Source organism: Herbihabitans rhizosphaerae, assembly GCF_004216555.1.
GTDB classification, from domain to species: domain Bacteria; phylum Actinomycetota; class Actinomycetes; order Mycobacteriales; family Pseudonocardiaceae; genus Herbihabitans; species Herbihabitans rhizosphaerae.
Genome location: NZ_SGWQ01000004.1, coordinates 163559 through 176210, shown reverse-complemented (window position 1 = coordinate 176210; position 12652 = coordinate 163559). Strand labels below are relative to the sequence as shown.

The following is a 12652-nucleotide window of genomic DNA, read 5'->3' as shown; positions in this document are numbered from 1 at the left end:
TGACAAGTACCACAAGGTGGCGTGCCGTGGGTCACCGCCCCATTACGTGGCGCAGGAGTCGATTGTGATCTCCCGCACAGGATATCGCGGGCACTTGGCTGGTGGCACCCGACGTCGTGCCCGCGTGCTTGGCTGAACTGGTGAGAGACGAGTCGCTGCCCGACCTGATTCGCCGGTGGCAGACGGGATGGGGGCCGTCGCGTGGGCTGCCGGTCGCCGAGGAGTCGCGCGGCGGGCTGCACGTGCTGATCGGCAAGCCGGACCGGCACCGGGAGACGTTCGTACTGGACGCGGACTCCGATCCCGACTCGCTTCGCCGGCTCGCCGAGGACGTCGCGGACGCGGCCGAGCCCGACTGGCTGACGGTTCCGACGACCGAGCCGGAGGCGGTGAAGCTGATTGCCAAGGACGCCGGGTTGGTGCCGCACGGTGCGACCGAGTACCTGATGTCGATCGACCTCGCGGACCACCCGAGGAGTGCGGCTCAGCCGCCGTACGCGGTGGCGACCGGTGTCGACGGGCAGGTGATCACCGCGCGGGTCACGCACCCGTCCGGTGGCGACGCGGCCGCGGCGGGCGTGATGGCCGTGAACGGGTGGGACGCGGTGGCCGACCGGATCGAGACCAGGGAGGAGCACCGGCGGCGCGGTCTCGGCAGCGTGGTGATGAGCGCGCTGGTCGCGGAGGCGGTCACCCTGGGCGCGGTGACCGGGCTGCTGGTGGCCAGCCAGGACGGTCAGCACCTGTACTCGAAGCTGGGCTGGATCCGGCACGCGGACATCCTGATCTTCACGGCACCGCGCTGACCTCGACACGATCAGGTTGTGCCGCAACAGTTCTCGACCACCCGCGCGCGGTAGGCTAGTCGGTCATGGCCTCCTTCGATCCCGACGCCGAACCCAGCCAGGCGATCGACTTCATGCTCATGCGGGAGTCGTTCGTCGTCATGTTCTGGGACCGCGAAGTGCTCGCGACGACGACGGCATGGCTGACCGACCACGGCTATCGGATCGTCACCGTGCACGCCGGGACCTGGCACACCGACGCGGACGCGCACCAGGACCTGGCCGCGGCACTGGACTTTCCCGACTACTACGGCCGCAATCTCGACGCGTTCAACGACTGCATGCGTGACGTCACCGCGGGCCGGTACGGCGCGGATCTCGGCATGACCGGATTCGTGCTCGTCCTGCGCGGCTACGACAGGTTCGTCGCTCGGGAGCCGGAGACCGCGCACGCACTGCTGGACATCTTCGCCGACAACGCCCGTGGCGGCGCGCTGATCGGCCATCGCATGATGTGCCTCGTCCAGAGCGACGACCCCCAGCTCGAGATGCCGCCGGTCGGCGCCACACCGGTCACGTGGAACCCGACGGAGTGGCTGAACTCCAGGCGCGGCAACGGCTCGGCGCTGTAGAACCTCACTCGATGAGTGTGTCGTCCAGCAGGGTGGTCTCCGGGTCGAGGTACGACAGCTCCTCGCGCACGATCCGGAACGAGAGCCCTTCGCTGTATCCCTTGCGCGCCAGCATGCCCACGAGCCGACGCACCTTCGTCTGCTCGTCGGCGGCACCCATCGCGCGGAGCTTCTTGCGCACCAATCCCCTGGCGCGCTCCTCCTCCGCGTCGGCGTCGACCATGTCGACCGCCTCGGCGGCCACGTCGTCGGTGACCCCCTTGCGCCTGAGCTCCGCCTTCAACGCGCGCCGCCCGAGGCCTTGGTACTCGTGCCGCGAGCGCACCCACGTCTCGGCGAACGACGCGTCGTCGATCAGCCCGGCGCGGTCGAACTTGCCGAGCGTCGACTCCGCGACATCGTCAGGAATTCCCTTGCTCCGCAACGCTTGTTCGAGCTCCAGCCGCGTCCGCGCGCGCACTGTGAGCAGCCGGTAGCAGATGTCTTTGGCCTGTTGCGCCGGGTCAGGCGGAGCGGCGGTCTGGCCCTTTTCCTGGGCTTTCTTGCCGGCTGGTCCGCCCGACCCGCGACGCGTACGTCCTGGTTCGGACACGACAACCACCACGAACCAGCGTCAGAAGTCCACCGGAGCCGGGGCGCTGTCGTCGGCGTCCAGCGTGGCGCCGATGCCGAGCTTGTCCTTGATCCGCTTCTCGATCTCCAGTGCGACGTCCGGGTTGTCGCGCAGGAACTTCCGCGCGTTCTCCTTGCCCTGGCCGAGCTGATCGCCCTCGTAGGTGTACCAGGCGCCGGACTTGCGCAGGATGCCCTGATCCACGCCCATGTCGATCAGCGAGCCCTCGCGGCTGACGCCCTGGCCGTACAGGATGTCGAACTCCGCCTGCTTGAACGGAGGCGCCACCTTGTTCTTGACCACCTTGACCCTGGTGCGGTTGCCGACGGGCTCGCCGCCGTCCTTGAGGGTCTCGATGCGCCGGACGTCCAGACGCACCGACGCGTAGAACTTCAGCGCCTTGCCGCCGGTCGTCGTCTCCGGGGAGCCGAACATGACGCCGATCTTCTCGCGCAGCTGGTTGATGAAGATCGCCGTGGTGCCGGAGTTGTTCAGCGCGCCGGCGATCTTGCGCAGCGCCTGGCTCATCAGCCGGGCCTGCAGGCCGACGTGGCTGTCGCCCATCTCGCCCTCGATCTCGGCGCGGGGCACGAGCGCGGCGACGGAGTCGACCACGAGGATGTCCAGCGCGCCGGAGCGGATCAGCATGTCCGCGATCTCCAGCGCCTGCTCGCCGGTGTCCGGCTGGGACACCAGCAACGCATCGGTGTCGACGCCGAGCGCCTTGGCGTACTCCGGGTCCAGTGCGTGCTCCGCGTCGATGAACGCGGCGATGCCTCCGGCCTTCTGCGCGTTGGCCACCGCGTGCAGGGCGACCGTGGTCTTACCGCTGCTCTCCGGGCCGTAGATCTCCACGACGCGGCCGCGCGGCAGGCCGCCGATGCCCAACGCGATGTCGAGCGCGATGGCGCCGGTGGGAATCACCTCGATCGGCGCGCGCCCCTCTTCGCCGAGACGCATCACCGAACCCTTGCCGAACTGCTTGTCGATCTGCGCGAGAGCGAGTTCGAGCGCCTTGTCCCTGTCGGGTGCTGGTGCCATCTTTTCGATCCACTTCGGTTGGCGGTTGACGTGTGTCGTCGTTGTCGTGGCCGACGCTACGGGCACGGGCCGACGTTTCCCGGAACCCGAGGGCGAGCTGTGGATAACCCGGCCCTTGTGGATAACCCTAGCGAACACCTGTTCGAGCACGCGCACGACACGCCGTGCTGGTTTATCGAGGGCAAGGTCGCCTGGTTCGGCTTCGCCGAACGGGGCTGTGGTCTTTTTGCTTTGGTGGTTGAGTGCCGAGTGTGGGTGGTTGGGTTTCGTGGGTGGTTCAGTCACGCCACCTCCACGACAGCGGGCTCGTTCCTCGCCCGCTGTCCTTCCGGCGTCGTCAGGGCGACCGCCCTCGACAATGAGGGCGACCTCAGCGGGCTTTCGATCGGTGCGGTCAACACACCCGGCTGCGTGAAGTTGGTAGATGGGTAGATGGGTAGGTGGGCCGGCTACGCGAGGTGTGTCAGCGGCGTTCCTGGGGGACCTGGAAGGCGTCGCACACCGCTCGCCAGATCTCCTTCGGCGGCAGGCCCGCGTCCAGAGCCTGGTCGACCGTGCGGCCGCCGAGGTCGCTGAACACGTGGTCGCGAGCCATCATGTCGGCGCGGACACGGCCGAACTCATCGGCGAGCAGCTGCCGGAAAACGGTGGTACGCATCGAGGCAACCCTAAGGCTTAGGCTGGTGGGCATGATGCTCGCCCAGGACTCGCTCGGATCGACGACATTGGCCATCGTCGCGGCCGCCGGCCTGATCGCGGCGATCGTGGTGGGCCTGATGGCCCTGCGCAACCGCAAGTGAGCACGCCCTCCCTGGCTGATACACCCGAGAGAACCGGGCCGTAGTCACCTCGATCCGATGTGGCTCGATGTCGTTTTCGCCCTAGTTCGCCGGCTCCACGCCGTCCTACCGTGCCGGTGACTGTTCATCACTTACTCCAGAACAGTTCGTGTGACTGGGGCGAGTTTCGCTGGATTCAAGGGGATTCGGCTATTTCATGCTGACCTAAATACCAGGGAGAATACTGTGAGAATCCGAAGAACCGGCTTGTTCGCCGCGTTGGCGACAGCCATTCTGATCAGCTCAGCCATTCCAGTGGCCGCACTCGAGCGGCCCGCCTCCCTCTGGGTCGGCCTGGAAGCGCAGGGAGGCCCCTTTCATCCCGGAATGTACGTGATCGGCGACAGCATCTCGAACAACGTTCCCTACATTCCGACCGGCACCGCGGCGGGGGCGCACGTGTGGGTGCGCTGGCAGGCGGGGTGGTCCACCTATCCGCATCGGCGGACTCCCTGGGGCGCCGCGAACAGGGACTCCTTCCGGGATGCCGCGCAAAGCCCCGCCTCGACGGTGTTCGTCCAACTCGGCACGAACGACGTCACCTGCATGCGAGCGGGAAACCCACTGTGCGCCTACTACCCGCCCACCCCGGCGGATCTGCGGCACGAGAAGAACCTGATCATCCTGGAGACGACCGCGGCCGCCACCACGCTCCTGAACGCCGGGAAATGCGTCATCTGGGCCGGCCCACGTGAAATCAACCGATCCGGATCCGCCGGGGTCGACGCCGCCGACATGAACGCCTGGCTGCGCGAACTGCAGCGACGACATCCCGGTCGATTCTTCTATGCCGACTACAACGCGTATTCATTCAGCAATGCCGATCTCCGGTACAGCCTCGACGAAGCCCCCGGCTCAGACCGAGTACACCCGGTGACCGCGGCCGGCCGGCAGGCGATCGCCAACTTCGCGGTATTCCTGTCCAGGCAGCTCTGCCGCATGCCGTGAAACGTATCCGATCGACGAATCACGAGAGAAAGGGAATGACAATGACTAATCGAATTCCGCGGGTCCTCGCCACCACCGGCGTGGCCCTCGCACTCGCCGCGGTGCCGGGCGTCGCCCAAGCCACACCGGCCCCCGCAGCCGGTACGACCCCGATCACGATCGCCGCCGCACCGTGCCCGAACCCGTTCTGGGGGCTCTTCTGCACCCGGCCATACCTGGCAACCCCGTTCGGGCCGGTTTCCCAAGCCACCCAGCTCTCCGGGGATGGCCGCGCACGCGCGGGGAAGTACAGCCCCATCACCGGCGAGTTCGCCCCGAGCACCGGCTGGTTGAGAATCATCCGGCAAGAGCTGTACGACCTCCAGGCAGCTCGAGCGACGGACGGCCAAATCGGGCGGGTCACCGGCTACGCACAACTGTCCAGCCCACTCGGCCCAGCGGTGTGGGCCACCCAGTTCCAATCCGGACGCGGCAGATGGGGTGTCTACAACTTCGCCACGAACCTGTTCTATCCCGAGGGCAATGGGGCCTGGTCCAGACTCACGAACTGAGGTATCTGCCCGTAGTCCACCGGCGCGGCGGGACCCGGCACGTCCGGCGATCCCGCCGCACCGCCGTGATCAGGTACCCGGAAGCACCGACTTCTCGAAGAAGTCGGCCAGCGCGGTCGGGTTCAGGTCACGCCGGCCGGAAGCCTGCTGCTTGGTCAGGAACCCGTAGATCGGGCGGTCCTTCACGGTGAACACGACCATGCCGAGCTGGGCGCTGATCGCCGCGCGGTAGCGCCCCTCCAAGCCGTTGCCCTTCCAGTCGGCGTCGATCCGCTCGGCGTCGCCGATCACCTTCTCGAACACGACCTCGCTCTGCGTCTCGCCGACCGGGGCGTGCTGGTACACCACCTGATAGCCGTCGGCCAGCGGGCAGACCAGCGTCGTGGTTCCGTCCGTGCGCAACCCGTTGATCTGCACCGACGGGTCCGGCTTGCACGACGTGTTGTCCGCGACACCGCCGGCGAGCTGGCGCAGGCAGCGGGTGAAGCCCTTGTCGTCCTTGTCGCCCTGCTGCTGGCAGTCCTCGGCGGTCGGAATGTCGTCGCCGCCCAGGAAGTAGATGCCGGCCGCCGTGCCCGCGCCGAGCACCAGCAGGACCACCGCGATCATCGCGATCAGCTTGCCGCGCGGCTTCTTCACCGGCTGCGGCGCGTGCTGGGTCAGATGGTTGGGCGGCGGCACGTGATGCGGGCCGGACTGGGCCGGACCAGGCCGGTGCGGCCCGGTGAGGTGCGGCTGCATGTGCTGGGTGTGCTGCGCGGGCTGGCCGTGCGGCGGCGGGCCCGGCTGGCGGACCACGTGCTGCGGCCCGCTGTCCGGGAAGGCCGGCACCCGCTGTGGGCCGCTCATCGGATACGCGCCGGACGGTGCTCCGTGCACGCCGTTCGGGTCGGGCAGCATCGACCGGGTCCGCTCCGGCTCGTCGCCGAGCCCGCCACCCAACTGCTGGGTGCGCATGCTGATGCCGTCCGCCGGCACGTGGTGCGCGCCCTGCGCGACCGCCGTCTCCGGCTGGTCCAGGCTCGTCGGCACCACCCGCAGCTGCTCCGCGATCAGCGTCGCCACCAGGGGAATCCGGCTCGACCCGCCGACCAGGTAGATGCCGGCCAGCCGGTCAGGCGACAGCCCGGTGGCGCGGATCGTGCGCCCCAGCAGCTCGATGCTGCGCAGCATGCTCGGCCGGATCAGCGCTTCCAGCTCGGCCCTGGTCACCAGCACGTCGGCGAACGGCTCCGGCATGGCGACCTCGGTCTGCGGGTGCCGCGACAGTGACTCCTTGGCCACCTTCACGTCCTCGCGCAACGCCCGCTGCGCGCGCCGGTCGCTGGACGACTCCGGCCGCAGCAGCCGCTGCCAGCCCGACGGATCGCGGTGCGACACCTGGCGGCCGACGTGCTCCAGCAGCGACTGGTCGACGTCGAGGCCGCCGAGGTCGGGCAGGCCGTCCTCGGCGAGCACGGTGAAGCCGTTCTGCGTCGCGCCGACCACCGCCACGTCGAACGTGCCGGCGCCGAGGTCGTACACGGCGAGCGCCTGTCCTGGTGCGAGCGCCTGCCCGGGGAACGACGCGAAGTGTGCCGCCGCGGCGACCGGCTCGGGCACCAGCACCATGTTCGGACCGAGGCCCGCGGCGCGCGCGGCGGTCAGCAACACGTTGCGGCGCACCGGCCCCCACTGCGCCGGGTGGGTCAGCCGCACCTCGTCCGGGGCACCGCCGCCGAGCTGGCGCGACGTCTCCTCGCGCACTCGGCGCAGCACCGCGGCGAGCGCGTCGCTGACCGGTACGACCGCGTCACCGAGCAGCAGTTGCCCCTCGTCGACGCGCCGTTTCGGGTTCGGCTCGAACCGCGCCGGGTCCAGCCGGGCACGGCGCTCGGCGTCCCGGCCGACCAGCAGCCGGCCGTCGTCACCGGCGAACACGGCGGAGGGCATCGTCGCGGACCCGTCGACCTCGACGACCCTCGGCGGACGCCCGTGCGCGGACAACACCGCGACGGTGTTGGAGGTGCCCAGGTCCACCGATAGGACGCGCACGAGTCTCCCCTCGCCATATTGCTCCACCCGAGACGGTCAAATGCTGCCATGCCGGCCCCTCGTCCGTGGGCCGGCCCACGAGATTGCCGCCTGAGAGCATCGACACGCGGGTGGTACTCCCGAGTACGATCTCCGCCATGTCAGCTGTGCTGCTCATCCGGTCCGCGCGCCTCCGAGCTGAGCAGGCGGTGGAACCGGAGAGAACTCCGAAGACGACCCCCAAGAAGACCGCGCCCAAGACGACGACCCGGTCGACCGCCAAGGCCAAGACCACGACGAGCAAGGCCACCACCGGCAAGACGACGGCGGCGAAGGCCAAGGCGGCCGCGCCGAAGGCCGCCGCCAGTGCCCCGGCCAGTACGCCCGGCTCGACCAACGGCCAGTCCACGGCGGCCAAGGACACCGCGGCCAAGGCGACGACGAACGCGCACGTCACGCCCGAGCCGGCCGCCACCACCCCGATCGCTCCGCCGAACGGCGCTCCCGCCAAGAAGCGCGCGATCCCGGTGCTGCTGGGCTTCATCGCGGTCGGCCTCTGGCGCAGGCGTCGCCGCCGCAAGAAGAACGGCGACAAGTAAGGACGAGTAAATCGTCGGTGGTCGGGGTCATGATGGTCGCGTGACCGATCCGACCGCCGACGACGTGCTGGCGCGCTTCTCCGCGCCGACGCGCGCCTGGTTCACCGGCGCCTTCGCCGAGCCGACCAAGGCGCAGCTCGGCGCGTGGCAGGCGGCGTCGGCCGGCGAACACGCGCTGGTCGTCGCGCCGACCGGGTCCGGAAAGACGCTGGCCGCGTTCCTCTGGGCGCTGGATCGCCTCGCCACCCAGGCGCCTCCTGACGAGCGCAAGCACCGCTGCCGGGTGCTGTACGTGTCACCGTTGAAGGCGCTCGCGGTGGACGTCCAGCGCAACCTGCGCGCGCCGCTGGCCGGTATCCGGCAGGCCGCGCACCGCTTGGACGCCGCCGTCCCGGACATCACCGTCGGCATGCGCACGGGTGACACGCCGGCCACCGAGCGCCGCGCGTTCAACCGCACGCCGCCGGACATCCTGGTCACCACGCCGGAGTCGCTGTTCCTCCTGCTCACCTCGAACGCGCGGGAGTCGCTGCGCGGCGTGGAGACGGTGATCGTGGACGAGGTGCACGCGGTCGCCGGCACCAAGCGCGGCGCGCACATGGCGCTGTCCCTCGAACGGCTGGACGCGCTGCTTCCCGTTGCGGCGCAACGGATCGGGCTGTCCGCGACGGTGCGCCCGACCGACGAGGTGTCCTCGTTCCTCGGCGGCGGGCGGCCGGTTCGCCTTGTCCGCCCGGAGACCGCGAAGACCGTCGAGGTGCGCGTCGAGGTGCCGGTCGCCGACATGACCACGATCGAGGCCAAACCGGAGACCGACGACGAGGAGTTGCCCCGGCCGCAGCGCCCGTCGATCTGGCCGTCGGTCGAGGAGCGGATCCTCGCGCTGATCCGCGAACACTCCTCCACGATCGTGTTCGCCAACTCGCGGCGGCTCGCCGAGCGGCTGACCTACCGGCTCAACGAGCTGGCCGGCGAGCACGAGGAGATGGAGCGCTTCCCGGCGGAGGCGATCGGCCAGTCCGGCATCGGCACGCCGAGTACGGAGGTCATCGCGCGGGCGCACCACGGCTCGATGGCCCGCGAACAGCGCACCCTGGTGGAAGAGGACCTCAAGTCCGGCCGGCTGCCATGCGTGGTGGCCACCTCGTCGCTGGAGTTGGGCATCGACATGGGCGCGGTCGACCTCGTCGTGCAGGTGGAGGCGCCGCCCACGGTGTCCTCCGGCCTGCAGCGCATCGGCCGGGCCGGGCACCAGGTGGGTGCGGTGTCCAAGGGCGTGGTGTTCCCCAAGTTCCGGGGCGATCTCGTGTCCTGCGCGGTGGTCGCCGAGCGGATGGCCGGCGGTGCGATCGAGGCGATGCGCTACCCGCGCAACCCGCTGGACGTGCTGGCGCAGCACATCGTCGCGATGACCGCGGTGGACACCTGGACGGTCGAGGAGCTCGGCACGCTGGTGCGCCGCGCGGCACCGTTCGCCTCGCTGCCGGATTCCGCGCTGCACGCCGTGCTGGACATGCTCGCCGGCCGCTACCCGAGCGAGGAGTTCGGCGAGCTGCGCGCCCGCATCACCTGGGACCGGATCACCGGCGAGCTTCGCGGAAGGCCTGGGGCGCAACGACTCGCGGTCACCTCGGGCGGCACGATCCCGGACCGGGGGCTGTTCACCGTGGTCACTCCGGCCGCCGAGGGCGAGACCGGCCGGCGGGTCGGTGAGCTCGACGAGGAGATGGTCTACGAGTCGCGTGCCGGCGACACGATCATGCTCGGCACGTCGTCGTGGCGGATCGAGGACATCACACACGATCAGGTGATCGTCACGCCCGCTCCTGGCGAGCCGGCCAGGCTGCCGTTCTGGAAGGGCGACGCGCCGGGCCGTCCGCTGGAGCTGGGCCGGGCGCTCGGCGCGTTCCTCCGCGAACTGTCCACTTCGGACCCGACGGCCGCCCGCGCGCGGGCCGTGGCGGCCGGACTGGACGAGTGGGCGTGCGACAACCTGCTCGCCTACCTGGACGAGCAGACGGCCGCCACCCGGCACGTGCCGAACGACAGAACCATGGTGCTGGAACGGTTTCGCGACGAGTTGGGCGACTGGCGGCTGATCGTGCACTCCCCGTTCGGCGCGCAGGTGAACGCACCGTGGGCGCTGGCGATCGCGGCAAGGCTGCGCGAACGGCGCGGCATCGAGGTGCAGGCCATGCCGGCCGACGACGGGATCGTGCTGCGGCTGCCGGACACGCTGGACGAGGCCGGCAAGGAGATCGTCGCCGGCGCCGAGGACGTGCTGCTCGACCCGGACGAGATCGAGCAGATCGTGGTCGCCGAGGTGGGCGGCTCGGCACTGTTCGCCTCCCGGTTCCGCGAGTGCGCCGCCCGCTCGCTGCTGCTCCCCCGCCGTGATCCGCGCCGCCGCACGCCGTTGTGGCAGCAGCGCCAGCGCTCCGCCGCGCTGCTGTCCGTGGCGTCCAAGTACGAGCGGTTTCCCGTTGTCCTGGAAGCGATGCGCGAGTGCCTGCAGGACACCTACGACCTGGCCGGGCTGCGCGAGCTGATGACCGACGTGCGCGCGCGGCGGGTGCGCGTGGTCGACGTGGAGACGCCGTCGCCGTCGCCGTTCGCGCGCAGTCTGCTGTTCGGCTACGTCGGCATGTTCCTCTACGAGACCGACGCGCCGCTGGCCGAACGGCGGGCGGCCGCGCTCTCCCTGGACTCGGCGCTGCTGGCCGAGTTGCTCGGCGCTGAGGCGATCCGGGAGCTGCTCGACCCGGACGTGCTCGCCGAGATCGAGCGCTCGCTGCAGCGGCTGGAGCCGGCCAGGCACGCCCGGCACGCCGAGGACGCCGCCGACCTGCTGCGCTTCCTCGGCGATCTGTCCACGACCGAGGGCAAGGAACGCGGGATCGCCCCGGAATGGTTGCGGCAGCTGGAATCCGAGCGCCGCGCGATCCGGGTGCGCGTGGCCGGCGAGGAACGCTTCGTGGCGATCGAGGACGCCGGGCGGATGCGGGACGCGCTCGGTGTGGCGCTGCCGGTCGGCGTGCCGGAGGCGTTCACCGAGCCGGTGGCCGATCCGCTGGGCGACCTGCTCGCCCGCTACGCGCGCACGCACGGACCGTTCCCCGCGCACGACGTGGCGCAACGGTTCGGGCTCGGCGTCGCGGTGGTGACCGGTGTGCTGGACCGGCTGGTCGGCGAGGGCCGGCTGGTGCGGGGCGAACTGCGGCCCGGTGGCACGCACACCGAGTACTGCGACAGCGAGGTGCTGCGCCGGATCCGCCGCGCCTCACTGGCGAAGCTGCGCGCCGATGTGGAGCCGGTGGAGCCGGCCGCACTCGGGCGGTTCCTCCCGGCGTGGCACGGGATCAAGCCACGCGGCGATCGCCGGCTGCGTGCCGCGCCCACCCCGGACGACGTGCTGTCCACCGTGGAGCAGCTCGCCGGGGCACCGTTGCCGGCGAGCGCGCTGGAGTCGCTGATCCTGCCGTCCCGCCTGCCCGGCTACTCGCCCGCGCTGCTCGACGAGCTGACCGCGACCGGCGAGGTCACCTGGTGCGGCTGCGGGTCGCTGGCCGGCGGTGACGGCTGGATCGCCGTGGCGCCGACGGATGTGGCCGATCTGCTGCTGCCCGACGTCGAGGAGACCGTCGACACCACACCGCTGCACGAGGCGATTCGGTCCACATTGGACGGTGGAGCGCTGTTCTTCCGCCAGCTCGCCGACCGGGTGAGCACGGCGCTGATCGAGGGTGGCGAGCAGGCGCCGGCCGACGACACGGTGGTCGGCGCGCTCTGGGATCTCGTGTGGGCGGGCATCGCCACCAACGACACGATCGCGCCGCTGCGCGCGCTGGTCTCCGGACGGGGCGCCGCGCACAAGGCTCGCCGGCCGGCCCCGCGCGGACGGTACGCGCGGCTGCGTTCCGGCCGCGCCTCAATGCCCAGCCGCACCGGCCCGCCGACGGTCGCCGGTCGCTGGTCACTGGTGGCCGACCGGGCGGCCGATCCGACACGGCGAGCGCACGCCAGAGCCGAGGCGTTCCTGGAGCGGCACGGCGTGCTCACCCGCGGCGCGCTGGACACCGAGCGGGTCACCGGCGGGTTCAGCGGGGTGTACAAGGTGTTGCGGCGCATGGAGGAATCCGGCCAGGTCGTGCGCGGCTACGTGGTCGAGGGCCTCGGCGCGGCCCAGTTCGCCGCCCGTGGCGCGGTCGACCGGCTGCGCGCCGTGTCCACAGTGGACAGTACGGGCGAGGACCCGGTAGCGGTCGTACTCGCGGCGGCCGATCCGGCCCAGCCGTACGGCGCGGCACTCGACTGGCCCGACCCGGTGGGCGACGGAAAGCACCGTCCCGCACGAAAAGCCGGCGCACTGGCGGTGCTTGTGAACGGTGCCGCCACCCTGTACGTCGAGCGCGGCGGGCGCACTCTGCTGTCGTTCACCGAGGACGAGCCGGCCCTCCGCGCGGCCGCGTCGGCGCTGTCCAACGCGGTGCACGACGGATGGCTCGGGCAGCTCGTGGTGCAGCGGGCCGACGGTGCGCGAGCGATGTCGTCGAACCTCGCGGCGGTGCTGCGCGAGGTCGGTTTCCGGGCGACGCCACAGGGGCTGCGGCTGCGCGCGTAGGCTCGCGGAC

General features: G+C 70.6%; 11 protein-coding genes. 7 read left to right on the top strand and 4 right to left on the bottom strand.

Annotated elements, in window-relative coordinates; translation table 11 throughout:
- Positions 1–140 precede the first annotated feature (140 nt).
- The gene (locus EV193_RS14195; RefSeq protein WP_242613376.1) at positions 141–806 is read left to right on the top strand and encodes a GNAT family N-acetyltransferase; all 666 of its coding nucleotides are present in this window, start codon (positions 141–143) and stop codon (positions 804–806) included.
- A gap of 65 nt (positions 807–871) precedes the next feature.
- Positions 872–1417: a barstar family protein gene (locus EV193_RS14190; protein WP_130344580.1), complete on the top strand. Its 546-nt coding sequence runs from the start codon at positions 872–874 to the stop codon at positions 1415–1417.
- 4 nt (positions 1418–1421) lie between these two features.
- Here EV193_RS14190 and EV193_RS14185 read toward each other — a convergent pair whose 3' ends face one another.
- Positions 1422–1898 (bottom strand): regulatory protein RecX, encoded by a 477-nt coding sequence (locus EV193_RS14185; RefSeq protein ID WP_242613421.1) that lies wholly within the window; start codon positions 1896–1898, stop codon positions 1422–1424.
- 132 nt (positions 1899–2030) lie between these two features.
- On the bottom strand, positions 2031–3071 hold the full coding sequence (gene recA, locus EV193_RS14180; protein ID WP_130344578.1) for a recombinase RecA: 1041 nt from the start codon (positions 3069–3071) through the stop codon (positions 2031–2033).
- Between the two features lie 99 nt (positions 3072–3170).
- Between recA and EV193_RS14175 the strand changes: the two genes are divergently transcribed.
- A complete protein-coding gene (locus tag EV193_RS14175) occupies positions 3171–3503 on the top strand; it encodes a hypothetical protein (RefSeq protein ID WP_130344577.1) in 333 nt (110 codons plus the stop codon).
- A 31-nt stretch (positions 3504–3534) separates the two neighbouring features.
- Here the strand turns inward: EV193_RS14175 and EV193_RS14170 are convergent, their stop codons facing one another.
- Positions 3535–3729 carry a DUF3046 domain-containing protein gene (locus EV193_RS14170; RefSeq protein ID WP_130344576.1) on the bottom strand — a complete coding sequence of 65 codons (195 nt, stop codon included), beginning with the start codon at positions 3727–3729 and terminating at the stop codon, positions 3535–3537.
- A 367-nt stretch (positions 3730–4096) separates the two neighbouring features.
- On the opposite strand from EV193_RS14170, the gene EV193_RS14165 reads away from it, so the two are divergent.
- The gene (locus EV193_RS14165) at positions 4097–4858 is read left to right on the top strand and encodes an SGNH/GDSL hydrolase family protein (RefSeq protein WP_130344575.1); all 762 of its coding nucleotides are present in this window, start codon (positions 4097–4099) and stop codon (positions 4856–4858) included.
- A 41-nt stretch (positions 4859–4899) separates the two neighbouring features.
- Positions 4900–5409, top strand: a complete 510-nt coding sequence (locus EV193_RS14160) for a hypothetical protein (RefSeq protein WP_130344574.1) — start codon at positions 4900–4902, stop codon at positions 5407–5409.
- A gap of 69 nt (positions 5410–5478) precedes the next feature.
- Here EV193_RS14160 and EV193_RS14155 read toward each other — a convergent pair whose 3' ends face one another.
- Positions 5479–7443, bottom strand: a complete 1965-nt coding sequence (locus tag EV193_RS14155) for an Hsp70 family protein (RefSeq protein WP_130344573.1) — start codon at positions 7441–7443, stop codon at positions 5479–5481.
- 137 nt (positions 7444–7580) lie between these two features.
- Here EV193_RS14155 and EV193_RS14150 point away from each other — a divergent pair, with 137 nt between their 5' ends.
- Positions 7581–8021, top strand: coding sequence for a hypothetical protein (locus tag EV193_RS14150; protein ID WP_130344572.1), 441 nt, complete (start codon positions 7581–7583; stop codon positions 8019–8021).
- Positions 8022–8061: 40 nt separating this feature from the next.
- Positions 8062–12642: an ATP-dependent helicase gene (locus tag EV193_RS14145; protein ID WP_130344571.1), complete on the top strand. Its 4581-nt coding sequence runs from the start codon at positions 8062–8064 to the stop codon at positions 12640–12642.
- Positions 12643–12652: the final 10 nt, after the last annotated feature.

Excerpts from the sequence above, each read along its gene's own strand:
- EV193_RS14160 (WP_130344574.1), top strand. The coding sequence starts at position 4,900 with ATGACTAATCGAATTCCGCGGGTCCTCGCCACCACCGGCGTGGCCCTC.
- EV193_RS14190 (WP_130344580.1), top strand. The coding sequence starts at position 872 with ATGGCCTCCTTCGATCCCGACGCCGAACCCAGCCAGGCGATCGACTTC.
- EV193_RS14170 (WP_130344576.1), bottom strand. The coding sequence starts at position 3,729 with ATGCGTACCACCGTTTTCCGGCAGCTGCTCGCCGATGAGTTCGGCCGT.
- recA (WP_130344578.1), bottom strand. The coding sequence starts at position 3,071 with ATGGCACCAGCACCCGACAGGGACAAGGCGCTCGAACTCGCTCTCGCG.
- EV193_RS14150 (WP_130344572.1), top strand. The coding sequence starts at position 7,581 with ATGTCAGCTGTGCTGCTCATCCGGTCCGCGCGCCTCCGAGCTGAGCAG.